Here is a 24,936-nt window from a genome sequence, read left to right on the forward strand (position 1 = left end):
GTGCAGGTCAATGGCTGATCAGGCCTTGAGGGTCGCCATGTCGATCACAAAGCGGTACTTCACGTCGCCTGCGATCATGCGCTCATACGCCTCGTTGATGTGGCGGATGTCCAGCATCTCGATGTCGCAGCGAATGTCGTGCTTGGCACAGAAGTCCAGCACCTCCTGGGTTTCTGCGATACCGCCGATCAACGAGCCGGCCAGCACGCGGCGCTTCATGACCAGGTTGGCAGCATGCAGCGCAGGCTCGATCGGTTCGATCAGCCCGACGAGGATGTGCACGCCGTCGAACGTCAGGGTTTCCAGGTAGGGATTGAGGTCGTGCTGGACAGGGATGGTGTCGAGCAGGAAGTCGAAGCGACCGGCAGCGGCTTTCATCTGCTCGGCGTCGGTGGACACGATCACATGGTCTGCTCCCTGGCGACGCGCCTCAGCGGCCTTGGCCTCGGACCGGGTGAACAGCGTGACTTCGGCACCCAGCGCCTTGGCTAGCTTGATGCCCATGTGCCCCAGGCCACCCATGCCAAGAATGCCCACCTTGTGGCCTGGGCCTACACCGTGGTGCTTGAGCGGTGAATAGGTGGTGATACCGGCGCACAGGATAGGAGCGGCGCTAGGCAGGTCCATGCCTTCGGGGATGCGTACCACGAAATGCTCGCTGACCACGATGCTGCTGGAGTAGCCACCCATGGTGTTGCTGCCATCGACGCGATCGGGCGTGGCGTAGGTCATGGTCGGGCCTTCGAGGCAGTATTGCTCGAGGTCCTTGGCGCAGGCCGCGCACTGACGGCAGGAATCCACCATGCAGCCGACACCGACCAGGTCACCGACCTTGTGGCCGGTGACCTGGGCGCCTACTGCCGTCACGCGGCCGACGATCTCGTGGCCGGGCATCAAGGGATAGACCGCAATGCCCCATTCGTTGCGGGCCTGGTGGATGTCCGAGTGGCACACCCCGCAATACAGGATGTCGATGGCCACGTCATCCGGGCGCGGGCTGCGGCGCTCGAAGGTCATGGGTGCCAGCGGGCTGGTGGGGGTTTGGGCGGCGTAACCGATAGCGGTATACATGGAGACCTCGCGGTTAAGTGAAACGGTTCATGTGAAGCATTTTGTTCCTAGAGAGGGACATTGCCCACCGCAGATTCTCCGGAAGCCTTGCCTGATTCTCCGAAGCTGCTGGTGAAGACCACGCGCGGCGGGCATAATTCGACTCCCCATGCTGTCCGATTCTCTGCCCCGGTGCTCCATGCAACTGACCCGTCACGTAGACGCCAATGCCCCGCTTTGCACGCTCATACGTCGCCTGGCACTACGCCCAGGGTTCGTGTCCACCCACCTGCCCCAGGTACAAGTGCTGAGCTGGGACCACTACGTGGCCAGCAGCCCGCAGATCTACGAGCCGAGCCTGATGATCCTGGCCCAGGGCAGCAAGCTGGCCCGCCTGGGGCCCCGCACGCTCGAGTACGGCGCCGGGCATTACCTAGTGCAGGCGCTGTCGGTCCCTTTCATGTGCGAGACCTTCGCCACGCCCGATGTGCCCTTGCTGGGCGTGGCAGTCGCGATCGACCGCGCCACGCTGAGCGAACTGGTGCAGAGCACCGGCCTTGCCACGGATGGCCCGGTACAGGCTCAGACGCCCCAGTCGATGACCTCGGCCGCCCTGGACGCGCCCATGCGCGAGCGGGTCGAGCGATTGCTGGAGTGCCTGCAAGACCCTGTGGACGCCAAGGTGCTGGGGCCGGCCCGGGTACGCGAAGTGCTGTACGCCGCTTTGCGTGGCCCACAGGCCGGGGTACTGAGAGCGTTGGTCGAGCAGCAGGGCCATTTCGCTCGCATTGGTGCTGCATTAGCCCACCTGCGCGAGCACTACAGCGAGCCCCTGAGCGTCGAGGCTCTGGCTGGGCGAGCGAACATGAGCGTCTCCACCTTCCACGAGCATTTCAAACGCTGCACGGACATGGCGCCTATGCAGTACCTCAAGCGCCTGAGGCTGCTGAAGGCACAGCAGATGCTGATCGGCGAAGGAATGGGCGTGGCACAGGTCGCCCATCGGGTGGGCTACCAGAGCACGTCGCAGTTCAGCCGCGAGTACAAACGCCAGTTCGAACGCAGCCCCGGCGAAGAATTGCCCTATCAGAGCCTACCGGTGTGAGCCCGGCGGGCTCAAGAATGCGCCCCCATCCCCTAGTGCCCAGCGCGCCAGTGCCTGGTAAGCGCCCTTTCGGGACTCGTAAAGTACACATTCCCGGGCGCTGACAAAGAACTCCGGTGGCGAGCTGGCTTCAGGGGGCTGCCCGTGAAACTCGCGAGACAGCGTCAAGTGCGGGCGAAAGCTGCGGTCTGCCACGGCGATCCCCAGGGGCAGCAGCGCCTGTTGCAGCCCATAGACCAGTTGAAGAAGCGCCGCAGGCGTATGCTGCGCCTCAAGCACCAAGGCACCGGCCTTCTGCCACACCTGCAAGCGATCGAGCACCAGCCTCGGCGCCTTGTCGGGCAGCACCAATTGGTCGACGGCAGCGCACACAGACGGCACCTGAGCCGCGTCGACATTGCCCAAGAAGGCCAGGGTGACATGGAAGTTGGCGGCTGGCACCGGCTTGCCGCTGCGCAGCGCCAGGCTGCGCCGCCACTGGGAGACATCGCGGCGCTGGGCATCACTGACCGGCAGGGCGAAAAACAGCCGCTTGAAGGGGCTGGCGCTGGAGCGTGTGTCCTGAACCATAAGATCTCCTGAAGGTGAAACCAGGGTCGCGGACTGTGCAACGCGACACCGAATCGGCCGGACAGTTTCGTAACAATCAGTACAAACTGCTGCGACGATTGTTTATGCTGGCGGGCTTATGCCATGCGCATGGCCATTTTTCGACAAGTAAACGTCCATGAAAATTGCACTCGTTCTGCTCTTCGTCTTCTCGATCGCCTACGTTCACCTGCGCGGTCGGGTACGTCACAAGCTGACTCGCCAGCTGGGTGACCATTCCAGTTTCCTGGCCCCGGTCAACAGTTTCCTTTACTTGTTCTCGAAACATCCAGCCAAGCCCTACCTGCCGGTTGAAGCCTTCCCCGAGCTACAACCGCTGCAGGAACACTGGCAGGAGATCCGTGAGGAAGCCCAGCGTTTACTCCAGGTGGGTGAAATCAAGAAGTCCGATAATTACGACGATGTTGGCTTCAACTCGTTCTTCAAAACCGGCTGGAAGCGGTTTTACCTCAAGTGGTACGGCGAGAGTCATCCGTCGGCCATGACCCTGTGCCCACGCACCACACAACTGCTGCAAGGCATCGGCACCGTCAAGGCCGCCATGTTCGCCACCCTGCCCCCTGGGGCCAAGCTGGTTCGGCACCGCGATCCCTATGCTGGCTCCTACCGCTATCACCTGGGCCTGGACACTCCCAACGACGACGGCTGCTACATCGACGTCGATGGCGAGAAATATTCGTGGCGCGATGGCCAGGGCGTGGTGTTCGACGAAACCTACATCCACTATGCGGCTAACACCACCGAGCACAATCGCATCATTCTGTTCTGCGATGTGGAGCGCCCCCTCAAGTACCGCTGGGCCACGGCGTTCAATCGCTGGTTCAGCCGCAACGTCATGGCCGCTGCCGCTGCACCCAACGATGCGGGGGACAAGACCGGCGCCATCAATCGCCTGTTCACCCGTATCTATCGCATCCGCGAACGGGGCAAGGCGCTGAAGAAGCGTAATCGCATGCGTTACTACCTCGAGAAATGGGCAGTGGTCGCCGCGTTGGTGCTGGTGTTCATCTACATCTGAGGCTGCACATGATCAATATCCGCCCCATGACGCCAGACGACTTCGAGCGCTTCTGGCCTACGCTACAGGCGGTGGTTCAGGCGCGGGAAACCTACGCCCTTGACCCCGACATGACTTTTGAGCAGGCCCGGCATCTGTGGCTCGAGCTGCCCCGGCACACACTGGTGGCCGAAGCCCAGGGCGAGCTCCTGGGCTCCTACTACCTCAAGGCCAATGCCGGCGGACCAGGCAGCCACGTGGGTAATTGCGGCTACATGGTGACCGAGCAGGCACGTGGCCGAGGCGTGGCGCGCCTGATGTGCGAGCACTCACAGAAGCTGGCTCGGCAGGAAGGCTTTCTGGCGCTGCAATTCAATTCGGTGGTTGCCAGCAACGAGGTGGCGATCGCCTTGTGGCACAAGCTGGGCTTCGAAACCGTCGGCCGCTTGCCCAAGGCCTATCGGCATGCGCATCTGGGGTTGGTGGATTGCCTTGTCATGTACAAATGGCTGGCTGATGAGCCAGTCACGGAAAAGCCTGCGCTGCTCATTGGGCGCAAGAACATCGAAGCGCGCGTAGCGCGTCGCAAGGGTCGGTAGGCAGTACAGGCGCAGGGGCGTTAGGGCCGGATGCGTGCAACGGCCCTGGGCGATACGAGCGAGGTGCGCATGCCAAGGACAGCCTTGCTCAGCGCATGAGTTATAAGATAACGTTGCGATCTTCGTTTTGATACGTGATGTCCATGCCCCCTGCAATCCTGCCAACGCCCCTCTCCCATCAACGCCTGCAGAGCATCGACGCCCTTCGCGGTTTCGTCATGCTGATCATGCTGCTGGACCACGTCCGCGAAACGTTTTTCATGCAGCATCAGGTCAGTGACCCGATGGCAGTGGAAACCACCGACCCGGCGTTGTTCGTCAGTCGCACCCTCGCCCACCTGTGCGCGCCCGTCTTCGTGCTGCTTACCGGCTTGTCTGCCTGGCTTTATGGCGAAAAGCGGCAGAGTCGCAGGGAAGTCTCGTCATTCCTGTTCAAGCGCGGGCTGTTTCTGGTAGTGCTGGAGCTCACCCTAGTGAACGTTGCCTGGACATTCCAGGTGCCGCCGACTGTGATCTACCTGCAAGTGATCTGGGCCATCGGTATCAGCATGATGGCGCTGTCAGCTTTGATATGGCTGCCCCGGGCTGGCCTGCTCGCTGTTGGGCTGGCCATCATCGCCGGGCACAACCTGCTTGACGGCGTACACTTCGACGCCACATCCCCTTGGCATGTGCCGTGGGCCATCGCGCATGACCGTACCTGGCTCGACATCAGCGCCACACTGCGTCTGCGCACATCCTACCCGGTACTGCCCTGGCTCGGCGTCATCGCCGTTGGCTACTGGCTGGGCCCTTGGTTGCACAGCGCCTGCACGCCGGCACTGCGTCAACGACGCCTGCTACAGGCTGGGTGCGGCGCACTCCTGGGCTTTGTCGCGCTACGCGTGATCAACGGCTATGGCGAAGCGCACTGGAGCATTCACCCTGCGCTGACGCAGACGCTGATGAGTTTCTTCAACATCACCAAGTACCCTCCATCACTGCTGTTCCTGATGTTGACCTTGGGCGTTGGGCTGCTGTTGCTGCGCGCATTCGAGCGCGCCGGGCACCCGCGCTGGATCGCAGTGCTGGCGATGTTTGGCGCAGCCCCGATGTTTTTCTATCTCCTGCACCTGTACGTGCTCAAACTGCTGTACCTGAGCGCAGTGGGCGTGTGGGGCGCCAACCAGGGCGCCTACTTCGGTTTCGAGACCATTGCCGCAGTCTGGCTGACGTCGGCCCTGCTACCGCTGATGCTCTACCCACCTGTGCGCTGGTTCGCCCGGTTGAAGGCGCGCAGGCGTGACTTGGCGTGGCTGAAGTATTTCTAGGCGCTAAATCAGCCCCTTAAAGCGTTTCACCCGGCGGCGCGATGGTCTACCATGCGTGCCCCCCGGTTTCCACCGCTCAAATCAATAGTGAATCCCGCGTTCGTCTTGCGCGAGCCACCGGGAACTGCCCAACAGGAGATCGTCCTGCATGCTGCCCCGTTTCGCCACCCTGCTCGCTGGCCTTGGCATTGCCGGCTTGGCTCAGGGTGCACCTACCGCGTATCCGCTGACGGTCGACAACTGCGGCAAACCCCAGGTGTTCGCCCAAGCCCCCCAACGCGTGGTGACGATTGGCCAGGCAGGCACCGAAATGCTGTATGCGCTGGGCTTGGCCCCCCGGCTGGCCGCGTCATCGCTTTGGTTCAATGACGTATTGCCCGATTACCAGGCGCAGGACGCCAAGGTCCCTCGGCTTGCCGACAACGAGCCCAGCTTCGAGGCGGTAGTGGGCAAGCGCCCGCAGCTGGTGACGGCCCAGTTCGAGTGGATGGTGGGGGACCAGGGTGCGGTGGGTACGCGCGAGCAATTCAATGAGCTGGGCATCGCCACCTATGTGCTGCCGTCGGATTGCGAAGGCAAGGACAACCGGGTGGGCGCCGACGGCACGCGGCTGCAAGCCTTCCAGGTCGAAAGCATCTACAAGAGTGTCAGTGAATTGGCCAGCGTCTTCGATGTGCAGGCTCGTGGCGCCGCCCTCAACGACGAGCTCAAGGGCCGCCTGGCCCATGCCCAGGCGCAGCTGGCAGGCGTTGACCTGTCCACTATCTCGGCGCTGTTCTGGTTCTCCAGCGCCGATCTGGCCACCGACCCGTACGTGGCAGGCCGCCAGGGCGTTGCGGACTTCATGTTGCGTGCCCTTGGCGTGCGCAACGTGGTGAGCTCCACCGAGGAGTGGCCAACCGTGAGCTGGGAGACATTGGCCAAGGCCAACCCGACCTGGCTGATCATTGCACGCATGGACCGCCGCCGTTTTCCGGCCGACGACTACCAGAAAAAACTCGATTTTCTGCGCAATGACCCTGTGACGCAGCACATGGACGCCGTCAAGCATGGGCGTATCATCGTGCTCGATGCCGAGGCGATGCAGGCGGGCATTCGTTTGTTCCGCGGCGTGCAGACGCTGGCCACGGCCTTCTCCACCGGCGTCGCAGCGCAGTGATCAAGCGTCTGGGGCTGACCTGCGCCGCACTGGCGGCCCTGCTGGGCGCGCTGTTGGCGGGCACTTCAATCGGTGAAAACCCGCTGTCATTGGGCCTGGTCGGCCAGGTACTGGCCAACCATGCTTGGCAGGCGGGCTACCCGGTCGACCCCATCGACGCCGGTGTCGTGTGGAACTACCGGCTGACCCGCAGCCTTGTCGCGGCGGCCTGCGGCGCAGGGCTGGCCACCTGCGGCGTGATCCTCCAGGCGTTGCTGCGCAATCCGCTGGCCGAGCCCTATCTGCTGGGCCTGTCGGCAGGCGCCTCAACAGGTGCAGTGCTGGTCGGGCTGCTGGGCCTGGGCAGCATGACGCTGAGCATGTCAGCCGGGGCTTTCATCGGTGCCCTGGCCGCCTTCGCACTGGTGCTGCTACTGGCGCGCGCCGCGAGCCCGGGCGGCATTGGCGCTCACATCATCCTGGCTGGGGTTGCCGGTTCACAGTTGTTCAATGCCGTGACGGCGCTTCTTATTACCAAGTCGGCCACGGCCGAACAGGCCCGCGGCATTCTGTTCTGGCTGCTGGGTAATCTCAGCGGCGTGCGCTGGCCTTCGGTCTGGCTGGCCGTACCCGTTGCCCTATTGGGCCTTCTGGTTTGCCTGTGGCAACGCCGAGCGCTGGACGCTTTCACCTTCGGCGCCGACTCGGCAGCCTCCTTGGGGGTTGCGGTACGGCGCACTCAACTGCTGCTGATCAGCTGTGCAGCCCTGGTGACCGCCGTCATGGTCTCGATCGTCGGCGCGATCGGTTTCGTGGGCCTGGTCATTCCCCATGCGCTACGCCTGCTGCTCGGGCCCGGTCATGACCGCCTGCTGCCGGCCAGTGCCCTGGGCGGGGCGCTGTTCTTGATCACCGCGGACATCCTGTCGAGGACGCTGATCGCCGGGCAGGTCATCCCCGTGGGGGTGGTCACGGCCCTGATCGGTGCGCCAGTGTTCGCAGTTATCCTGGTGGCCCGTAGGGGGCGCGCGTGACCGCCATGGCGCCCATGCAGCTCGCCCCAGTGGGCTGCCAGGGCATCAGCCTGCACCTGGGGGGCCGCCCGGTGCTCGACGGGATCGACCTGACGGTGCACGTCGGCGAGACCCTGGCCATCGTCGGGCCAAATGGCTCGGGAAAGTCGTCGCTGCTCAAGGTGCTGGCAGGCCTGCGTAAGCCGGCCACTGGCACCGTGCAACTGCTGGGCAAGTCGCTCTCGCGCCTGCCTCGCCGAGCGGTGGCAAGGTCATTGGCACTGGTCGAGCAGCATGCTGACACGCTCGATGCCATTCGAGTCTTCGACGCTGTGGCGTTGGGCCGTATCCCCTGGTTATCGGCCTTGGCGCCGTTCGGTGAGGACGACAAGGCCATCGTCGAGCATGCGCTGACTGATGTGGATGCACTGCATTTGCGCAGCCGCCTGTGGGGGTCGTTGTCCGGTGGCGAGCGCCAGCGCGTTCACATCGCTCGGGCCTTGGCGCAACGCCCCGCAGTGCTATTGCTGGACGAGCCGACCAACCACCTCGACATCCAGCATCAACTGGGCCTGTTGCAGCAGGTGCAAGCATTGCCGGTCACGACCTTGGTGGCCTTGCATGACCTCAATCAGGCATTGACCTGCGACCGTGTGGCGGTATTGAACAACGGGCGACTGGTCGCACTGGGCAAACCGCTGGATGTGCTCACGCCCGCTTGCTTGCTGAGTACCTTCGGCGTTCACGCACACGTGCTCACCGACCCGCTGGACGGCGCTCAGGTATTGCGCTTTCGCAGCGCGTGAGCGCCTGCGTATCACGCGCCACATCGTGAACATCGAGTAGGCCGACGGTAGTGCGTGTTGAATACGGGCGGCGACAGCGAGGCCGCCGCGCGCCCCTGTCAGCGGTCAGTGAACGGTATCGGCCGCCGTGCGGCACCATTGCGCCCGCTCCTGGCCAGTGAGCGAGCCAGACAGTTCGATGAACGTGGCTTCCAACTCCGGTTCGACGTGGCCGGCCACCTTGATGCGACTCAACAGGTATTGCCTGACCGTCCTGGGCCACCTGCCCTCTCGGTGCGCGGCATTGATGATGCAGGCGGCATCCTGGCGGGTGGCGCCACGCCAGATGTCCATCAGGCGGTTCTGGAAATCGTCGAACGACCAACCGTCTGTGCGAACCTCGAATTCATCCAGCAGTTTCAGTTTGTACAGGGCCATGTGCGGCATTGTCACTCTCCCTCTGCGGCTGTGAAAAGTCCGTGCACGAGGAAGCAAACCATCACCTGCCTTGTAAGAAAATGAACGCGTGGTCCATCACACCTGCGTCAATGTAGGACATGTCCGAGCGCCTAACGCAGCCGCAGGTCCATGTGGGTCGTCTGCCAGATCGGGTCGTCCTCAACGTCTAGCAGGGTGAAGCCCTGCCGCTCCCAGAAGCTGACGGCGCCCGGCAGAAATGGGTGGGTGTGCAGGTAAAAACGGTCGATTTCATCGATTGCCGCCTGTGCTTTCAAGGCCCCGAACAAGCGTGCCGCCACGCCAAGCCGGCGATAGGCAGGCAACACGAACAGGCGCACGACCTCGGCCACACGCTGGTCACCGTAGTCGAACTGCGCAAAGCGGTTGTCATAGGGCAGGTAGCCGATCACGCCCACCAGGTCTGCGCCCGCCCGTGCTTCGAGGAAGGCGCCGGCGCCTTGCAGATAGACATCATCAAACTGTGCAAGGTCGGGAGGTAAAGGCGCTTTGGCAAGCATCGGGAACAAGTCCCGTCGCGCGGCCTCGACAAAGGCCACGACCTCGTCACGGCTTTCGGGGGTCACGGGGCGCAGGGTAAGTTCAGGCATGGGGCAACCGTTGCAGTCAAAGGCCTGGTTCTACCGCAGCCAGCCCGGCAAGGCAAATGCAACGCTCGTCCCGGACGTGCGCGCACCCGTATAATCGCCCTACCCCACAGCCCATTCAGGCCAAGCCATGCCTCGCTTCCCGAAGTTGCTGCTCATGTTTGCGCTCACCGCCGCGGTCACGGCGTGCGACCAGAAACCCTCGCGAGAAGAACAGATCGTTGCCCAGTTGCCGCTGCAGGAGGCTTATGACCACAACATTCAGCGCATGGCCGTGCTCCTTGCGGGCAAGCACCCTGACGTGAGCCAGACCCGTATCGAACAGGTCCTGCGTCGGCACCTGACGGTTGACGACCAGCGTCAGGACCTGTTCCGCTTGTACAGCGAACAGAACTTCACCGATGCCGAATTCGCCAGTATCGTCGGCGCCTTGCAGGACCCCGCCAAGGCCCGCGCCTTGGAAAAGACACCGCAAGGCAAGCGGTTGAGTGAAAAACTCACGGCACTGATGCAGCAAACCGCCGCAGATGCCAAGGTACAGGCGGTGGCTGAACAGCGCATGCAGGACGTGGAGGCTGAACTCAAGGCGCTTGAAAAAAACGCCCCCTGAGTGACACTCGCGCTACGCGACTGCCAATGAGCATTCCTTGCCATTCGCCGCATTTGATGATTCCGAGGTCAGGATTGCCTAACACCAAGCATGGATTGCGACTGGACCTGCGCAGGCTCATTCTGGTGCTCTGCGCACTCACCGCACTGGTGATGCTGTGCGCCAGCTATTTTGCCAGCTACCGCGTCCAGCGGCAGTTGCTGATCAATCACGCACTGGAAGCGAACCGGGTGTACGCCACCAAGTTGGCCACCATCACCGAAACATTCATCGGTAACGCCTTGCAGCAACTGCAGTTCAGCGCAGGTGTACAAGGCCGACAATTGAGTGACGCCGTGGCCTTGCAGGTTGAAACAGACCGCGTGCTGGCGCAGAGCATGGCGTTCAATTCCACGTTCGTGATCGATGCCGACGGCACATTGTTGTCAGTTTCCCCTGCGCCGCTACGGCACCTGGTGGGCGGGCGCATGCGCTCCCCAGGCGTCGACGAAGCGCTGCACCTGCGGCGTGCGCTGGTCTCGACCCCGTACGTCTCTGCCGCCAACAACCTGGTGGTCACGCTTTCGCAGCCGATCATCGACAAGCAAGGCCGTTACCTGGGCTACGTAGGGGGCACCCTCTACCTGCGCGAACGCAATATCCTCAACAGCCTGCTGGGCGAGCATTTCTACAAGGACGGCTCATACCTCTATGTAGTCGACCACCAACGACGCCTGCTCTATCACCCTGATAACCAGCGCGTCGGTACTGTCGTGCAGGGCAATGCCTTGATCGATCAGTTGCCAACACTGCCCAGCGGCACCGTGGCGCTCACCAACAGCCAGAACGTCGAGATGCTCGCAGGCTTCGCCACCGTGCCCAGCGCCCGCTGGGGCGTGGTCGCCCAGCAACCACTGTCACGCACCGTGGCGCCGCTCAATACCCTGGTCCTCAATGTGATAGGTACATCAGCGCCACTGGCGCTGGTCGGCAGCCTGCTGCTCTGGTGGCTGGCATTGGTCATCGCTCGGCCGCTCTGGCAGCTCGCCGCAAGTGCACGGATGATGGACAGCGCCAACACGGCCGAAGACTTGCATCGGGTGCGTGCGTGGTATTTCGAGGCGGCTGAGCTCAAGCGAGCGTTGTTGTTCGGCCTGAACCTGCTGCACGAACGCATTGGCCGCCTGAACCGCGAAGCCCAGACCGACCCCCTGACAGGGCTGATCAATCGCCGCGGGCTGGAATTCAGCCTGTCGTTGCTGGAGGCCGAAGGGCGGCGCTTTTCAGCCATCGTCATGGACGTGGATCATTTCAAACGGATCAACGACGGCCACGGGCACGACACCGGCGATGCCGTGTTGCGACAACTGGCCCATTCGATGCGCCGTTGCTGCCGGGAAGGCGACTTGCTGTGCCGTACTGGCGGGGAGGAATTTCTGATGCTCTTGCCCGGTGCGGATCTAGCTGTGGCAGCCAGTGTGGCCGAGCGCCTGCGCGCGACCATCGGGGACACCCCGGTAGCGCCGGTGGGCGCCCTGACTGTATCGCTTGGGGTGGCGCACTGGGAGGGCACAGGCGATGCGGCCGGCACGTTGGCCGCGGCTGACAGAGCGCTGTATCTGGCCAAGCAAGGTGGGCGCAATCGCGTTGTCGTGGCCTAAAGCCCCGATCGCCGCGGTCGTTTCTGGCATCCGAAGGTCGTCCTCGACAAAGCGACTCGTAAGCGGGGCCGATCTACTGACAACCATAACTACTGATGGCGCGGCTCGACCGCACCACGCTCGTCATGGCTGCCAATGGAAAATCGGAGAGCACCCGCATGTCCGCACTTCACGAGGTATCCCCTGCCACCCTGCGCAGGGTGATCGCCGCTTCGGCCATCGGCAATTTCGTCGAATGGTTCGATTTCGCCGTTTACGGCTTTCTTGCAACACTCATCGCCAGCCAATTCTTCGCCAGTGGTGACCCGAGCGTCGCCCTGCTCAAGACCTTCGCCGTGTTCGCGGTGGCGTTCGCCCTGCGCCCACTGGGGGGTATCGTGTTCGGCGCCCTGGGAGACCGCCTGGGACGCAAACGTATCCTGTCGCTGACTATCTTGCTGATGGCAGGCTCGACCACCCTCATCGGCCTACTGCCCACGTATGCCAGCATCGGATTGGCAGCCCCCGTGCTCTTGACGCTCGCCCGCTGCCTGCAAGGTTTCTCGGCAGGCGGTGAATATGCTGGGGCCTGTGCTTACCTGATGGAGCATGCACCAAACGACAAGCGCGCGTTCTATGGCAGCTTCGTGCCGGTCTCGACGTTCTCGGCCTTTGCCTGCGCTGCCGTGATCGCCTACGGCCTGGAAGCAAGCCTGACCACAGAAGCCATGGCCACCTGGGGCTGGCGCGTACCCTTTCTGATCGCCGCACCACTGGGCTTGGTCGGTTTGTACCTGCGCTGGCGCATGGAAGAAACGCCAGCCTTCCGTGACGCACTGGCTCAGGGCAAGGAACATGAGCATTCGCCCCTCAAGCAGACCTTGCGCCACCATGGACGAGCGATACGCAACCTGGGCGCGTTCATCTCCCTTACTGCACTGTCGTTCTACATGTTCACCACCTACTTCGCCACCTACCTGCAATTGGTGGGCAACCTGACTCGCGCCCAGTCGCTGCTGGTGACCACTGTCGCGCTGCTGTTCGCCGCCGCTGGCTGCCCGGTTGCCGGCGCTGTGTCGGATCGGATCGGGCGGCGCAAGACCATTGGCTTCACCTGCTTGTGGGTGATGGTGTGCGTGTTCCCAGCCTACTGGCTGGCCAGCTCGGGGTCGATGTTCGGCGCCTTGCTCGGTGTCGTGCTGCTGGCGGTAGGCGCGTTGTCCAGCGGCGTGGTAACCGCCGCCCTGCTATCGGAAAGTTTCCCGACACGTACACGCTATACCGCGTCGGCCATCACCTACAACGTTGCCTATACCCTGTTCGGCGGCACCGCCCCACTGGTCGCGACCTGGCTGATCGGGCAGACAGGCAGCAGTCTGGCGCCAGCTTTCTATCTGGTCGTCATTGCCTTGATAGCGCTAGTGGGCGGGCTGGCGTTGCCGGAAACCTCGCGGATATCGCTGCACGATGACCCATCCCTGGCCCAAACTGGCAGCGCAGGACAATCCACGACCTGACCCGTGAGGGCTGCGCTGGCAGCCCTGCATGGCACCCGGTCTTCCATGAGAGGGCTCGACAAGAGGCTCAGTCTTCCAAGGGCTTGGGCGGTGAGGTGGGCTTGGCGGCCTTGCCCGGCTTGGTTTCCTTGGTCTTTTCCTGCACTGCGGACGCAACCGGCTCGGAAGCCTTGACCGCTTTTTCACTGGCAGGTAGATCGTCCACCGCCTTGATGATGGCCTGGGGATCGATGACCTCCCCAGTGTCATCATCCTTGAGCATGTGCCGCTCACCGTCCTTGCCAACGAGGATGACCTTGGTCCCCTTGCTCGCACCAAGCTTGAGCTCGCGGATCAGTGCCATGGTGGTCTGCTGCTCCAGGTTCTTGTCGTCCCGTTTCCCCATCATCTGGGCGACGCTGTACAGCACGACGTTGCGCTCCTTGAAGGCAGCCTGCGTAGCCGGATCCTCCATGGCCTTGGTCACGGCCCTGAGGGTAGGGTCGGCACTGCTGGGGGCGATGATGACCAATGGCCTTGCCTTGCCCAGCTCCTGGGCCAATGGCCCACTACTGTCGGCCGCAAAAGCCGGGCTCACGGCGGCGAGCAGGGCGGCGAGGGTCAATGACCGGACAAGCATGCGCATCTCCTTATTCTCTCGATCAAACAAAGACTACGGACCTTGGAGAAAGATCCGACGCAGGAGCCTAAACCAACCCAACCGGCAAGGCGCAACTCAAAAGTAACTGGAGGTGTCACCCTGCCATGTGGCGCCTTACATGGCTCGTGCATGCCTACGAGCATAGCTCAACACGCTCACCCTGCTCCGGCACGACGGCGCTCCTGTTCCTAGGGTTGAAGGGGCTCGGCCGCGCTGTCCAGCGCCTGACGCGTGATGTCCAGCAGAAGCGCCCGTTCGGCCGCCTGGCGTTGCTGCGAAATTTCTTCCGTCTGCTGTAACACCTGCTGTTCGCTCAGATCAGCAGCCTCTTGCACAGCCTCCAGCCGTGCATGAAAAGGTGCGTTCATCTCGTCGAAACGTTGTGCATGCAAGCGGCGCACGTGACTGCACCAGAATTCCCTGTCCAACAGGGAGTTGGCCAGTTGCTCGCTGGTTTCTGCTTGCAACACGCGCCTGGCTGCTCCTTCGATATGCGTCTCGGTGACCCCGGCCACCGCCCTGAATGACATGCCGCTGGTGAAAATGGGCAAGTCAAGGCGCTCGCGTAGCGCCAGGCGGTAAGCCAGCACCACCTCGATCTCGTCAGGATCGGCACCATCGGCCTGTCGCCAGCGCACGTCGTCCATGGCCACACGCTCGACTTCATCCAAACGCCACAGCTGCCGCCCTAGGTGCAACAGCACCTGCTCTCGTTCACCTTGCTGCGCTTGGACTTCGGCCTGCCAGACCCGCAGGCGCACTTCCAGATCGCTGAAACGCAATGCCACGCTGTCCTGACAGGTCAGTTGCTCAGCGTCGCTGAACATCGCCATCCTCAAGTCGCTCGAATCACGCATGGCCCCCAACAATGTCAGGACTCGGCCGGCAAGATAGCGCGCGCCTGTGCGGTGCTGAAAATCCGCTGTTTCCATCAGGCGTTCGAGCAGACCGAAGAACTCGCCGCTGCCCTCCATGGCCTGCAAGTGTTCCCAGCAGGTGCCCAGTTCCGTGCGCTGGGCCAGGCCGATCGCATCCATCCAGTTCAGCCGCACCAGTACCATCGCTCGATCACGGGCGCGGGTAGCCGCTGTGAGTAACGCTTGCTCCAGCCGTTCGCGCTCAACAGCCGACAGCGGATTACCGCCCAGGTGGACCTCCCCCTCCACCCACAGGCGCGATTCATAGAAGTCTTCAGGCAACGCCGTAAGCAGGTTGTCGCGCAAGTCGACCACCCGCAGCGAAGTGCTCTCGAGCAGTTGGTAAGGCAAGCTGCGCAGGCCGGCGCCTGCTATACGCAACTCGTGCAGGCATGTCAGCCCGCCCACCGAAAAGGGCCTGCCCAACGGGTTGCGTGAGAGGTCCAGGTAACGCAAATGGCTGCAGCTACCGAGAATGGTTGCCTGCCCCGCGTCCAGCACCACTTGGTTGTGCGCCAAGTTCAGCGTCCACAGATGTTCCATCTGCAAGAGCGCCTGGGGGATCCGAGAGATCTGGTTATCGGGAAGCTCGAGCGACCGGACACTGGTAAACGCACCCAGAAAGCTTTCAGGCAGGTAGCGGATGCTGGCGTCGCGCAGCGACAGCGAATACACATGATCAAACCGTATCTGGGGCGGCAGCTCCGGTAGACTTTCGGTGTGAATGCCGATCATGTCCCAACGATAGGCAAGAATCAGACTGTCGCCGTGCATGCCCTCATCGAGCACGTGCTGCCAGCAATTGCGCAAGGCTCTTCCCAGCGTCCGGCGACGTTGACGCTCGGCATGACTTGAGCCTTGCCTGGCCCACGTACGCAAATGCATGTTGAGCGTCCGGTACTGATCCTCCAGGCACTGCAGCCGCGCCTCGATGCCTCCTGCTGCCGAACGTGCATCAGTCAGCCACTCGTCGAGTTGATTATCGGTGTAGGTGGGGTACAGGAACCTCAGCCTTCGCAGATAGGGGTTGGGCCTGCGCCCGCCACGTCCACTGAGCACGTAACCCACGCGGCCGTCGGCCAAGCGGGTGGGCAATTGCCAGCGGCCGCGAGTCGCGATGCCCAGGAGCTCAGGCAGCGCTGCCCGGTGAACCTGGGCAAGCGCAGCGACTTCCTGGCGCAAACTTTCGGCGAAGGGCGCATGCAGCCCCATGGTTGTCAGTTGGGCCTGATCGTAGGCATTCACGATGACCTCGAACAGGTCCCCGGGAGGGCAGATTTCCTGCGAAAAGGCGTTTCTTACACTGAAGCCTTGGGTGTCATGGAACAGCTGTAGCTCGACATCCCCTTCTCCGGCGCTGGTCAGTTGCACGCCGTTGAACTGCGCACTCAACAGGCGCCACCGCACATTACCGATGCCTCCAACTCGATAGTCGAGCAATTTCAGGACCAGCTTGGCCAAGTCCGTATCCTGCGACGTCCGCAAGTACAGGCCTTCGAGGGCGCGCTGCACACGAATGTGCGAGCTGCGCTCACGGGCAGCTTCGGCCAGTTGCAATGGCACGCGACCCGTCCGACGCAGACGTTGCAGGTCGACACTGCTCGCATTGGCCAGCAGCGCCTGTGCCGCACTGGGGTACAAGCGTGGGAATACGCACTGCAAAGCCTGGATATCCTGACTGGAAGGAGACATTTGCTGATCAAGCAGGTGCTGCATGACCTCGTACCGTCGTGCATCGAGCTGCGCCGCCAGATCCGAAGAAGACAGGCCCTCGCCACCGGTCAGCTGCACAACCTGCGCAAGCAGCCTCTGATCTTCGATTACAACACCAGTGCGCAACTGCATCAGCAGGTTCTCGGTACGCTGAGCAAGATGCGCACGGCGGCTGGTATCGATCAGCGCTGGCAAGAGGTCGGCGCCGCGAAAATGCAAACCGCGTAGCTGGTCATCGTCGAGCGCGTGAATGGCCATGACCTGCTCGATTCGCGTGTCGTCAAGTTCAGCCATCGGCTCGCCCAGGCGCCTGAACAGGTAATGGCTGGTCGACCAATCCAGGGGAGACTCACTCCACAACCGCCACGCACCTGCACCGTTGTGCTGTAAAAGAGGACCTACACCCTCGCGCGGCACCAGTTGCCACTGCTCGTCCGTCGTGCGTTGCTGCACCGGGTAGGTGTGGCCGTCCATGCGGATCCATGCGCGGCTATCCTGGCGGCTGATCCCCTCATGATCTGCCACCGCTTCAACAGGTGGCGGGGAGCTTCGAAAGGGCGCCAGGTCCTCGGACCACAGGCGCGCGCCCCCATCCTCAACGTTGGACTGGACCAGACCATCTACCCACGTCGAGCGTTTCCACACCTTGGCCAAACCATAACCCGCTCCCGCGGTAACTCCAATCAATGCAACTTGAGCGGCCACATGGGTCATATGGTCCATAGCCTGCTCCGTCTCGCCTTCGTGCCAAGTGTCTACCCCGTGATACACCTCCTTCATCAACTCCCAGGCAGTCACGGCAAGCAATACCAGGCCCAACCCAGGTAGCCAGAAACTGGCCAGCCCCAGCAACGTCCAGCCCTCGACTGCCAGGCGTTTCTCATGCGCGCGCCCGATGGCCCGATCCAACGCGTTGACCGGAGGCGCCAGCGTTGCGGCATCGTCCATTACGTGTGCAACGCGGCTGCGGGCGAGGGTTTCGAACACAGGCTCCGACAAGGCGCTTGCTACCGGGTACAGGTCAGCTGTTGCCCAGATCGGTATGTCTTCATAGAAAGCCGACGCGAGCTGGCTGAAGAATCGTTGGCTATCACGACGTCGAATGAAACGCGCAAAAAACTGCTGATAGGCAGGCTGGCGCAAGCGTGCGTTGAGCACAGCGCGTTCAAAGCGTTCCAGATTATCGGCTGTGCTCCAGGCTCCAAACGGGTCACCTGGGATATACACCAGCACACGCTTGCTCGACGTGTAGAAAGGTGCCAACGATTCGTCCCGCACATCCAGCACCAGAATCTGCTGCAATGGGCAATCCATAATCTGCAAGCTTTTAGGAAGCACTCGATCGCCGTGCAGGCGTCCCAGCCTGCCGCTTTGCCACAAATCGACCAACAGTTCGAGCTCGCCGGGAGCGAACACGCCCTGGGCATCGGCCTTGAATGCATCAAGCACCATTTCGTGCCGGTTCAGCTCACCTAGTAACGCTTGCATGGAGGCCGACGCTAGATGGGCAGACAAATGTTGTTGATAGAGCCCACCCAGATCCAGTTCCCGGGTCAACTGGGCAAACCGAGCGGCGCTAAGCCTGGGCACCGAGTTACCTGCCGCGTCGAACACGCCAGCCATCGGCGGCAAGACCTGGGGCTGCGTCTGTTCAGCGGTAAAATTTCGCAAGACGGCTTCAAGCAGCGGTATCTGGTAGTAGTGGCGTTCGTACAAGGGCACCCGTATCGGGAAGTAAGTGGCGAGCGGTACCTCGTAAGCATTGCGAAACCACAACTGGTCCACGCCCTGGGTGATACCGAAACGAGCGCTCAGGGATTTTTCCAGCAGGGGCTTGGCGAATGCCTCGATACCTTCGATCAATCCCCACCGCGCGGCCAGACGCTGGCGGCATTTCAGGCTGCTGTTCAGCGCTTGCCCTGCCTGGGCAATGAATGCCTTATCGAGCTTTTTGAGCCAGGCCGGCAAGCGAGCAGCGATCAGGCCATCCTGGCAGGCCTGCTCCGCCAGCTGTTGATCAGTGAGTGCGGTGTCCATCAGTTGCTCCCGTGAAGTGATTTTGCACGGGAGGTTAGCGAGACGACAAACATACCTGCGGCGACGGGGTACTACCTCACGATCAAAACAGCAGCATCTGGTCATCGATCAACGTAGAAAAGCGATCACCCACAAAGGGAAGAATCGCATCGGCGACCGGCTGCAGCTGGCGTGACAGATAATGGTCATAGTCGATGGGGGCACGACGATTCTCCAACGGCTGGGGCCCGGCAGTGGTCATGAGGTAGCTGATCCAGCCTCCGCGCTGGTACTGGAGCGAGCGACCCAGTTCCCGGTTATAGTCATCGGCAAGCCGTGCGGCCCGCACATGCGGTGGCACGTTACGCTGATACTCCGCCAGCGGGCGGCGCAGGCGTTTGCGATATACAAGCGAAGCGTCGTGCTCTCCAGCGAGCATCTGGCCGACGTACTCGCGAACGAATTCGCGATAAGGCTCGCCGCGAAAAATGCGTCGGTAGAGCTGCTGTTGGAAGGTCCTGGCCAGCAGCGACCAATCGGTGCGTACCGATTCCAGCCCTTTGAAGACCATGTCTTCAGTGCCATCGGCACGCTGAACAAGGCCGGCATAGCGCTTTTTGCTGCCCTCCTCGGTGCCGCGTATGGTGGGCATGAGAAAACGCCGGTAATGGGTCTCGAACTGCAACTCAAGCGCACTCTCCAGGCCGAGCGTCTGGCGCAGGTGTTCGCGCCACCATTGATTCACCTCGCGCACCAGTGCATTGCCGATCTGCTCGGCCGCCGCCTCATCATGGCCGGTCTTGAGCCAGACGAATGTCGAATCCGTATCGCCGTAGATCACGTCATACCCGCGGGCTTCGACCAAGGCGCGGGTCTGGCGCATGATCTGGTGCCCGCGCAAGGTGATCGATGAGGCCAGTCGCGCATCGAAAAACCGGCAGCCACTTGAGCCCAACACCCCGTAGAAGGCATTCATGATGATTTTCAGCGCCTGGGACAATGGCGCATTGCGATCCTGCTTGGCGTGTTCCCTGGCGCGCCACACACGTTCGACGATCGCCGGCAGACAGTGACGTGTGCGTGAGAAACGCGCCCCTCTGAAGCCTTCGACCGCGTTTGTGTCATCTGGCTGTTGCAGCCCCTCGGCGAGGCCGACAGGGTCAATCAGGAATGTGCGGATGATCGAGGGGTACAAGCTCTTGTAGTCCAGCACCAGTACCGAATCGTACAGCCCAGGTCGTGAATCCATGACGAAACCGCCGGGACTGGCTTCGTCGGGGCGGCTGCCCAGGTTGGGCGCGACGTAGCCTTGGCGGTGCATGTGAGGCATGTACAAGTGGCAGAAGGCGGCCACCGAGCCACCGCTGCGGTCTGCCGCCAGGCCCGTGACCGACGCGCGCTCAAGCAGAAACTCCAGCAACCTGGTGTGGGCAAAGATGCGTGTGACCAGTTCACAGTCCTTCAGGTTGTAGCGCGCCAGCGCAGGCTTGTCCTCGGCGAACATGCGATTGATTTCATCCATGCGCTGGTAGGGCGTACTGATGGCCTTGCCGTCACCCAAGAGGGTTCGCGCGACATTTTCAAGACTGAACGATGGAAAACTCCACGTTGCCGAGCGCAGCGCTTCGACGCCGTCGATCACCAATCTGCCGGGCACATCGATGAAGACATGGCCACCACTACCTGACGCGCGCAGGGTCATGGCCGCACCCCCCCTGCCCAGGTGCATGGGTACTTGCAGCTGCTTGCCGTGTTCATGCAGCAGGCGCAGGTCGAACTGCACCACGTTCCAGCCGATGATCGCGTCCGGGTCGTGGCGCGCTATCCAGTGGTTCAGGCAGTGCAGCAACGCACTGCGATCGGCGCAGTAGTGCAGGTCGAAGTCAACTTCGCGAGGGTCACCGTTGGGTGGGCCGAGCATGTACACCTGGCGCTGCCCACAGCCTTCCAGGGCGATGCTGTACAACTCGCCCCGCTCGGTAGTTTCGATGTCCAGCGACACCAGGCGCAGCGATGGGCGGTAGCTGCCGTGCGGCTTGAGCTGGGCATCGCAGAGCACGCCCTGCTCATCCAGGCATCCAGCGAACTGCACGGGGGCCGTAATGAAACGCTCCATGAGGTAGCGCTCCGGTGGCCTGACATCGGCCTCGTAGACGTCGATACCTGCGGCGCGCAGCCGTTGTTCTACCTGAAGCAATTGCCGGTATTGACGGCAGTACAGGCCCATTACTGGGCGTTGATCGAATGTCTTCAATCCAAGCGGGCGCAGCTCTGCATCCGGCTCGTCGGCCAGCAACCGTTGCGCGTGCGCTTGTTGCGCCTGAGGGACGAACGCCACATTGATCTGGGGCGCCAGTCGCACTTGCCGGGGGCCCTGATCGGTAGCCAGCCACAGCTCCACGCACGTACCTGCCTGCGTGTCGTACCAGTGCCGGGTCAGGACGAAGCCCTGCTGCAAATCCACCGCCGCGCCCTCTGCGTTGTTGATGATGACGAATGTAACGGGTCGCTCCAGGCGCACCTGGCCTTGCCTGCGAGACGACATGATTGCGCCGGCAACCAAGCCCCAGCGTCTAACCTCCACCGTCGGTGGACGGGTCGCGCTTACCCTGTGCGGTGTAGTGAATTCAGCTGTACAGGTAGTTGATGTCCTTGAGCACCAGTGGAGGCACTTGACCGAGAAGAAAATCTCGCAACTTTTGCATCTGACGGGCCTTGGGGCTGTTTTTCAGCCAAGTCATGTAGTAGCCATCCCCAGTTGCCACGGCTTGCTTGAAAGGTGTCACCAGGCGCCCGGCTGCCAGATCGGCACTGGCCAACACCAGATCGACCACGGAGATGCCCAGGCCCTGCTGAGCGGCGGAGATACCTTGATCGAGCGTGTCGAACACCTGTCCTTGGTCGATGCTGACATCAAGGGCCTCCATCCGCGCCAGCCAGCGCCGCCAGTCGCGCCGATCCGGCGAGGGATGCAGCAGTTCGCAACGGTTCAGGTCCGACAGCACAGGCTGCGCCTGCTCCATGTAGTCAGGGTGGCACACCGGTATGAGCCACTCGTCGAACAGCCGGCAACTCTCCACATCGGCAGCGAACCGACCGTTGGCCAGCAAGATGGCGCAGTCGTAGGGTTCGGAATAGAAATCGACGCTGTCGATGTCCATCCACACGCTCGACAGCTGCACCGAACAGGTGTCTTCGTGTTTCTTGAAGCCATCCAGTGCCCTTAGCAACCAACGCACGGTGAGCGTTGAAGGCGCCTTCAGACGCAGGCCGTAGCGGTCCTGGCGCAGAAGCGAGCAAGCGTTCTCAATGATCTTGAAGCCGACCTTGAGCTCTTGAGAGAGCAAGCGCCCATGCTCGGTCAGGCTCAGTTTGGGCCCGCGCCGCTCGAACAAATCGCAGCCGAACATGCCCTCCAGGGTCTTGATATGGTGACTGACTGCGCCTTGGGTCAGTGCGAGCTCTTCCGCCGCCTTGGTGAATGAACCATAGCGGGACGCAACCTCGAACGCACGCAGTGCATGCAAGGCCTGAATCCTTTCCGACATTGACGCCTCCTGAGTATTAGCAAGACTAATAGTAGCTCATAATTTCACGCGTTTTACAACCTGTCGACAGTGCTAGAAAATGCAGTGAAAAAACATACATAACCTAAATCCTGCCTGAATCTGCGTGGATCGTTCATCATTTGAAGCTCGGGGAAACCATGTTTACGGGATATGGACATTGCTACCGCCTGGATGCGTTTGAGCAGGCCCTCGAACATGAGTGCATCGAAACACACTGGACAATCGCTACCCTGCAACACTTTCGCCAGACCCTTGCCAATCCGGAATTCCCCTGCCTGTTCGGGCGCAAGGCAGTCAATGCGCAGACGTGCTATGTCCTTTTCGCCCGCGCCGAACAGCTGGCGGATGACATCGCTCAAGGGCTGACCAGCTATGTCCGGTTGATGGATCCGGTTGCGCCCAAGCTACGTATCGGCCACCCGTTGGTGATATTTCTCGAAACGGTGACCGACATGCCGCTTGCCCAACAGCAGGCGCTTGCCTGGAAGGTGCTGCAAGGCGTTCATGCTCGGGATCCGAATCCCTGGCCCCAGACAGTGCCAGCCGACCCCGCCGACAGCGGCTGGTCGTTCTGCTTTGCCGGCATGGCGCTGTTCATCAACATGAATTTCCCGGGCCACGAGCAGATGAAAAGCCGCAACCTGGGCAAGCACATCACATTCGTCATCAACCCCCGAGAGAACTTCGACGAAGTGGCCAATGTCGCCACCCAGAGCGGCCAGCGCATCCGCGAGCGCATTCGTCAACGGGTCGGCCACTACAACGACGGGTTAGTACCTGAAAGCCTCGGTTTCTTCGGTGAAGCGGATAATTTCGAGTGGATGCAGTACCAGTTGCAGGAAACCGGTTCGTTGAACCCGGCGCGCTGCCCTTTCCATGCCAGGACCGCCGTGTCTGCCACCCCCGACAACATCATCGAGAAATGACGTGAATACCGCCCTGACTGCCACCTACGCCCTTACCGTCCTGCTGCTGATCGCCACTCCAGGTCCGGTCGTGGCATTGATCGTCAACACCGCAGCCGCTTCGGGCTCACGCAAGGCCATTTTCACGGCCCTGGGCACCAACTGGGCCTCACTGGTACTGATCGGAGCAGCGGCCTGGATCATTCTTACCAGCGCAGCCATTGACAGGGCATGGCTTGGCGCCATGAGCCTGCTGGGTTGCCTGTTCATCGGCTACATCGCCGTGGGCACGCTCAGGGAAGCGCTCAAGGCGCCGCATCCCAACCACGAGCCCGATATGGCCAAGCCCGCGGGCCGCGGGGGTCTTTGGCAAGGCTTCATGGTGGGCATCTCCAACCCTAAGGACATCATTTTCTTCATCGCCTTCTTCCCGCAGTTCATCCAGATTACCGAGTCGTTCGGCAAGAGCATGGTCGTGCTTTCTCTGCTATGGATCGTTATCGACTTCGCCGTGCTGAGTCTTTACATCTTTGCCATCGGCAAGATTGCCTCAGCACGCAGCCATCGATTCATCAGCCTTGCGTCTGGCGTGGCATTGCTGTTGATCGCCATCGGCGGGCTTTTGTACAACCTCAGGGAGCTAACCGCCTAGCACCTTGCCTGACGCGGTGCCTTGCCAGGAGACCAGATGTCTACAGCCAGTCGCCAAGGGCTTTCGCCTTTGCAGCTTGAGTACCAACAGCTGCTTGCCAAGGCCACCCAGTGCGCCACTCAACGCGTTCGGGTGCACGAAACCGGGTTCAGCTCGGCCGTCGTCAACACCGACGCCCTGGGCCTGCGCTACAGCTACTGCAACGGCCGGCGGTTTTCGGTGGCTGAACGCAACGGCACTACGCGTCTCAACCTGCTGGTCGGGGGGTCGGTGGCCATGGGCATCGGCGCCAGTTCGGATGAACACACGGTCGCCTCGCAGCTCTCGGTGCTGACCGGAGAAATCTGGTTGAGCCTGGCCGGGTGCGGGCTGGATGCGAGCCAGGAGCTGCTGCTGTTCCTTACCCACGAGCACCGCCTGGCGCCGCTGGGACATGTGGTCATACTCAGCGGGCTCAACAGCTTGGCGCACGAAGCGCTTTGGGACATCACTGCCTGCTCACCTGAACCTCAACAGAGCAATGACTGGCAAACGTCCGTGGCCGGCTCAGAGGAAGTCCAGGCAGCATCACAGCCTGGCCTGACCCTCTGGCAGCGGTTGACCAAGGTGCTGGCACCGCCGGCCGCCGCGCCTCGACCTCATCAGTCTATCGAAGCACTGTCCCCGGCAGAAAAACGCATGACCCAGGCAGCCGACCATATCGCTCGCGCAGTGCAGCAATGGGATCGGCTATTAGGCAGCGCCCATACCACCCTCACTTTCATCCTTCAGCCCCTGGTGCACTGGTGTCGCGAGAGTCTGCCAGCGGGTGAGCAGGCCATGCTGAGCGCGCTCCAGCAAACGCCGGGAAGCACCGACCGCTTGCTCGAAGGCGTTTTCGATCGCAGGGTACACGCGGCATTCTTTCGCCGCATTCGTGAACAGGCCGCGCCGGTGCCCTGCTACGACATGAACTGCATGCTCGACAGCTCCCCAGCCTTCGGTTCGGACCTGTTCATTGATCGCCTGCACCTCAACGATTTGGGACAGACTGCGTTGGCTAAAGTGATAACGGCCAAGCTCGGACTTGCCCAGGAAAAACCGCAGCGCGCAAGCACACTGTAAGCGT

General features: G+C 62.0%; 21 protein-coding genes. 13 read left to right on the forward strand and 8 right to left on the reverse strand.

Annotation, left to right across the window (positions count from 1 at the left end; all coding sequences use genetic code 11):
* Positions 1-18: 18 nt before the first annotated feature.
* Positions 19-1,071, reverse strand: a complete 1,053-nt coding sequence (gene calA, locus PFU01S_RS07445) for a vanillin reductase (protein ID WP_027914670.1) — start codon at positions 1,069-1,071, stop codon at positions 19-21.
* 178 nt (positions 1,072-1,249) lie between these two features.
* On the opposite strand from calA, the gene PFU01S_RS07450 reads away from it, so the two are divergent.
* On the forward strand, positions 1,250-2,155 hold the full coding sequence (locus PFU01S_RS07450) for an AraC family transcriptional regulator (protein ID WP_027914669.1): 906 nt from the start codon (positions 1,250-1,252) through the stop codon (positions 2,153-2,155).
* Here PFU01S_RS07450 and thpR read toward each other — a convergent pair.
* Positions 2,144-2,725, reverse strand: coding sequence for an RNA 2',3'-cyclic phosphodiesterase (gene thpR / locus PFU01S_RS07455; RefSeq protein ID WP_042139309.1), 582 nt, complete (start codon positions 2,723-2,725; stop codon positions 2,144-2,146). The genes PFU01S_RS07450 and thpR overlap by 12 nt on opposite strands.
* 157 nt (positions 2,726-2,882) lie before the next feature.
* On the opposite strand from thpR, the gene lpxO reads away from it, so the two are divergent.
* The 6 genes from lpxO to PFU01S_RS07485 all read left to right on the forward strand — a co-directional run bounded on the left by lpxO (position 2,883) and on the right by PFU01S_RS07485 (position 8,627).
* Entirely contained in the window at positions 2,883-3,782 is a 900-nt protein-coding gene (gene lpxO, locus PFU01S_RS07460) for a lipid A hydroxylase LpxO (RefSeq protein WP_027914668.1), read from the forward strand.
* A gap of 8 nt (positions 3,783-3,790) precedes the next feature.
* Positions 3,791-4,360 (forward strand): GNAT family N-acetyltransferase, encoded by a 570-nt coding sequence (locus tag PFU01S_RS07465; protein WP_027914667.1) that lies wholly within the window; start codon positions 3,791-3,793, stop codon positions 4,358-4,360.
* A 143-nt stretch (positions 4,361-4,503) separates the two neighbouring features.
* Positions 4,504-5,670 carry an acetyltransferase domain-containing protein gene (locus PFU01S_RS07470; protein WP_042139336.1) on the forward strand — a complete coding sequence of 389 codons (1,167 nt, stop codon included), beginning with the start codon at positions 4,504-4,506 and terminating at the stop codon, positions 5,668-5,670.
* A gap of 148 nt (positions 5,671-5,818) precedes the next feature.
* Positions 5,819-6,829, forward strand: coding sequence for an ABC transporter substrate-binding protein (locus PFU01S_RS07475; RefSeq protein ID WP_027914665.1), 1,011 nt, complete (start codon positions 5,819-5,821; stop codon positions 6,827-6,829).
* Entirely contained in the window at positions 6,826-7,842 is a 1,017-nt protein-coding gene (locus PFU01S_RS07480; RefSeq protein ID WP_028686965.1) for a FecCD family ABC transporter permease, read from the forward strand. The genes PFU01S_RS07475 and PFU01S_RS07480 overlap by 4 nt, the downstream gene beginning before the upstream one ends.
* A gap of 5 nt (positions 7,843-7,847) precedes the next feature.
* Complete coding sequence (locus PFU01S_RS07485; RefSeq protein WP_033736756.1) at positions 7,848-8,627, forward strand: ABC transporter ATP-binding protein; 780 nt, start codon at positions 7,848-7,850, stop codon at positions 8,625-8,627.
* A gap of 105 nt (positions 8,628-8,732) precedes the next feature.
* Here the strand turns inward: PFU01S_RS07485 and PFU01S_RS07490 are convergent, their stop codons facing one another.
* The gene (locus PFU01S_RS07490; RefSeq protein WP_027914663.1) at positions 8,733-9,053 is read right to left on the reverse strand and encodes a hypothetical protein; all 321 of its coding nucleotides are present in this window, start codon (positions 9,051-9,053) and stop codon (positions 8,733-8,735) included.
* Between the two features lie 122 nt (positions 9,054-9,175).
* Positions 9,176-9,673 carry a GNAT family N-acetyltransferase gene (locus tag PFU01S_RS07495; protein WP_027914662.1) on the reverse strand — a complete coding sequence of 166 codons (498 nt, stop codon included), beginning with the start codon at positions 9,671-9,673 and terminating at the stop codon, positions 9,176-9,178.
* A gap of 127 nt (positions 9,674-9,800) precedes the next feature.
* On the opposite strand from PFU01S_RS07495, the gene PFU01S_RS07500 reads away from it, so the two are divergent.
* The 3 genes from PFU01S_RS07500 (at position 9,801) to PFU01S_RS07510 (ending at position 13,416) form a co-directional block, all read left to right on the forward strand.
* A complete protein-coding gene (locus PFU01S_RS07500) occupies positions 9,801-10,280 on the forward strand; it encodes a hypothetical protein (protein WP_027914661.1) in 480 nt (159 codons plus the stop codon).
* Between the two features lie 74 nt (positions 10,281-10,354).
* A complete protein-coding gene (locus tag PFU01S_RS07505; RefSeq protein ID WP_027914660.1) occupies positions 10,355-11,920 on the forward strand; it encodes a sensor domain-containing diguanylate cyclase in 1,566 nt (521 codons plus the stop codon).
* 158 nt (positions 11,921-12,078) lie between these two features.
* Complete coding sequence (locus PFU01S_RS07510) at positions 12,079-13,416, forward strand: MFS transporter (RefSeq protein WP_028686964.1); 1,338 nt, start codon at positions 12,079-12,081, stop codon at positions 13,414-13,416.
* Positions 13,417-13,483: 67 nt separating this feature from the next.
* Here PFU01S_RS07510 and PFU01S_RS07515 read toward each other — a convergent pair whose 3' ends face one another.
* The 4 genes from PFU01S_RS07515 to PFU01S_RS07530 all read right to left on the reverse strand — a co-directional run bounded on the left by PFU01S_RS07515 (position 13,484) and on the right by PFU01S_RS07530 (position 22,250).
* The gene (locus PFU01S_RS07515) at positions 13,484-14,035 is read right to left on the reverse strand and encodes a DUF4174 domain-containing protein (RefSeq protein ID WP_028686963.1); all 552 of its coding nucleotides are present in this window, start codon (positions 14,033-14,035) and stop codon (positions 13,484-13,486) included.
* A gap of 209 nt (positions 14,036-14,244) precedes the next feature.
* Entirely contained in the window at positions 14,245-18,723 is a 4,479-nt protein-coding gene (locus PFU01S_RS07520; RefSeq protein ID WP_028686962.1) for an NEL-type E3 ubiquitin ligase domain-containing protein, read from the reverse strand.
* Between the two features lie 82 nt (positions 18,724-18,805).
* A complete protein-coding gene (locus PFU01S_RS07525; protein ID WP_028686961.1) occupies positions 18,806-21,166 on the reverse strand; it encodes a DNA polymerase II in 2,361 nt (786 codons plus the stop codon).
* Between the two features lie 163 nt (positions 21,167-21,329).
* The gene (locus PFU01S_RS07530; protein ID WP_027914655.1) at positions 21,330-22,250 is read right to left on the reverse strand and encodes a LysR substrate-binding domain-containing protein; all 921 of its coding nucleotides are present in this window, start codon (positions 22,248-22,250) and stop codon (positions 21,330-21,332) included.
* A 158-nt stretch (positions 22,251-22,408) separates the two neighbouring features.
* Between PFU01S_RS07530 and PFU01S_RS07535 the strand changes: the two genes are divergently transcribed.
* From PFU01S_RS07535 to PFU01S_RS07545, 3 genes are read left to right on the forward strand one after another with little or no spacing between them, the layout of a single operon-like run.
* On the forward strand, positions 22,409-23,197 hold the full coding sequence (locus PFU01S_RS07535) for a YqcI/YcgG family protein (protein WP_033736753.1): 789 nt from the start codon (positions 22,409-22,411) through the stop codon (positions 23,195-23,197).
* 1 nt (position 23,198) lies between these two features.
* Positions 23,199-23,828 carry a LysE family translocator gene (locus PFU01S_RS07540; RefSeq protein ID WP_028686959.1) on the forward strand — a complete coding sequence of 210 codons (630 nt, stop codon included), beginning with the start codon at positions 23,199-23,201 and terminating at the stop codon, positions 23,826-23,828.
* Between the two features lie 36 nt (positions 23,829-23,864).
* On the forward strand, positions 23,865-24,932 hold the full coding sequence (locus PFU01S_RS07545; RefSeq protein ID WP_027914652.1) for an SGNH/GDSL hydrolase family protein: 1,068 nt from the start codon (positions 23,865-23,867) through the stop codon (positions 24,930-24,932).
* The last annotated feature ends 4 nt before the right edge of the window (positions 24,933-24,936 follow it).

The sequence above is a fragment of the Pseudomonas fulva NBRC 16637 = DSM 17717 genome (assembly GCF_000730565.1).
Lineage (GTDB): Bacteria > Pseudomonadota > Gammaproteobacteria > Pseudomonadales > Pseudomonadaceae > Aquipseudomonas > Aquipseudomonas fulva.

Bases quoted from the DNA above. Each gene is read 5' to 3' on its own strand.
- lpxO (WP_027914668.1), top strand. From the start codon at position 2,883: ATGAAAATTGCACTCGTTCTGCTCTTCGTCTTCTCGATCGCCTACGTT.
- PFU01S_RS07485 (WP_033736756.1), top strand. From the start codon at position 7,848: ATGGCGCCCATGCAGCTCGCCCCAGTGGGCTGCCAGGGCATCAGCCTG.
- thpR (WP_042139309.1), bottom strand. From the start codon at position 2,725: ATGGTTCAGGACACACGCTCCAGCGCCAGCCCCTTCAAGCGGCTGTTT.
- PFU01S_RS07515 (WP_028686963.1), bottom strand. From the start codon at position 14,035: ATGCTTGTCCGGTCATTGACCCTCGCCGCCCTGCTCGCCGCCGTGAGC.
- calA (WP_027914670.1), bottom strand. From the start codon at position 1,071: ATGTATACCGCTATCGGTTACGCCGCCCAAACCCCCACCAGCCCGCTG.
- PFU01S_RS07545 (WP_027914652.1), top strand. From the start codon at position 23,865: ATGTCTACAGCCAGTCGCCAAGGGCTTTCGCCTTTGCAGCTTGAGTAC.
- PFU01S_RS07475 (WP_027914665.1), top strand. From the start codon at position 5,819: ATGCTGCCCCGTTTCGCCACCCTGCTCGCTGGCCTTGGCATTGCCGGC.
- PFU01S_RS07520 (WP_028686962.1), bottom strand. From the start codon at position 18,723: ATGGACACCGCACTCACTGATCAACAGCTGGCGGAGCAGGCCTGCCAG.
- PFU01S_RS07530 (WP_027914655.1), bottom strand. From the start codon at position 22,250: ATGTCGGAAAGGATTCAGGCCTTGCATGCACTGCGTGCGTTCGAGGTT.
- PFU01S_RS07470 (WP_042139336.1), top strand. From the start codon at position 4,504: ATGCCCCCTGCAATCCTGCCAACGCCCCTCTCCCATCAACGCCTGCAG.
- PFU01S_RS07495 (WP_027914662.1), bottom strand. From the start codon at position 9,673: ATGCCTGAACTTACCCTGCGCCCCGTGACCCCCGAAAGCCGTGACGAG.
- PFU01S_RS07490 (WP_027914663.1), bottom strand. From the start codon at position 9,053: ATGCCGCACATGGCCCTGTACAAACTGAAACTGCTGGATGAATTCGAG.
- PFU01S_RS07465 (WP_027914667.1), top strand. From the start codon at position 3,791: ATGATCAATATCCGCCCCATGACGCCAGACGACTTCGAGCGCTTCTGG.
- PFU01S_RS07450 (WP_027914669.1), top strand. From the start codon at position 1,250: ATGCAACTGACCCGTCACGTAGACGCCAATGCCCCGCTTTGCACGCTC.
- PFU01S_RS07500 (WP_027914661.1), top strand. From the start codon at position 9,801: ATGCCTCGCTTCCCGAAGTTGCTGCTCATGTTTGCGCTCACCGCCGCG.
- PFU01S_RS07510 (WP_028686964.1), top strand. From the start codon at position 12,079: ATGTCCGCACTTCACGAGGTATCCCCTGCCACCCTGCGCAGGGTGATC.
- PFU01S_RS07535 (WP_033736753.1), top strand. From the start codon at position 22,409: ATGTTTACGGGATATGGACATTGCTACCGCCTGGATGCGTTTGAGCAG.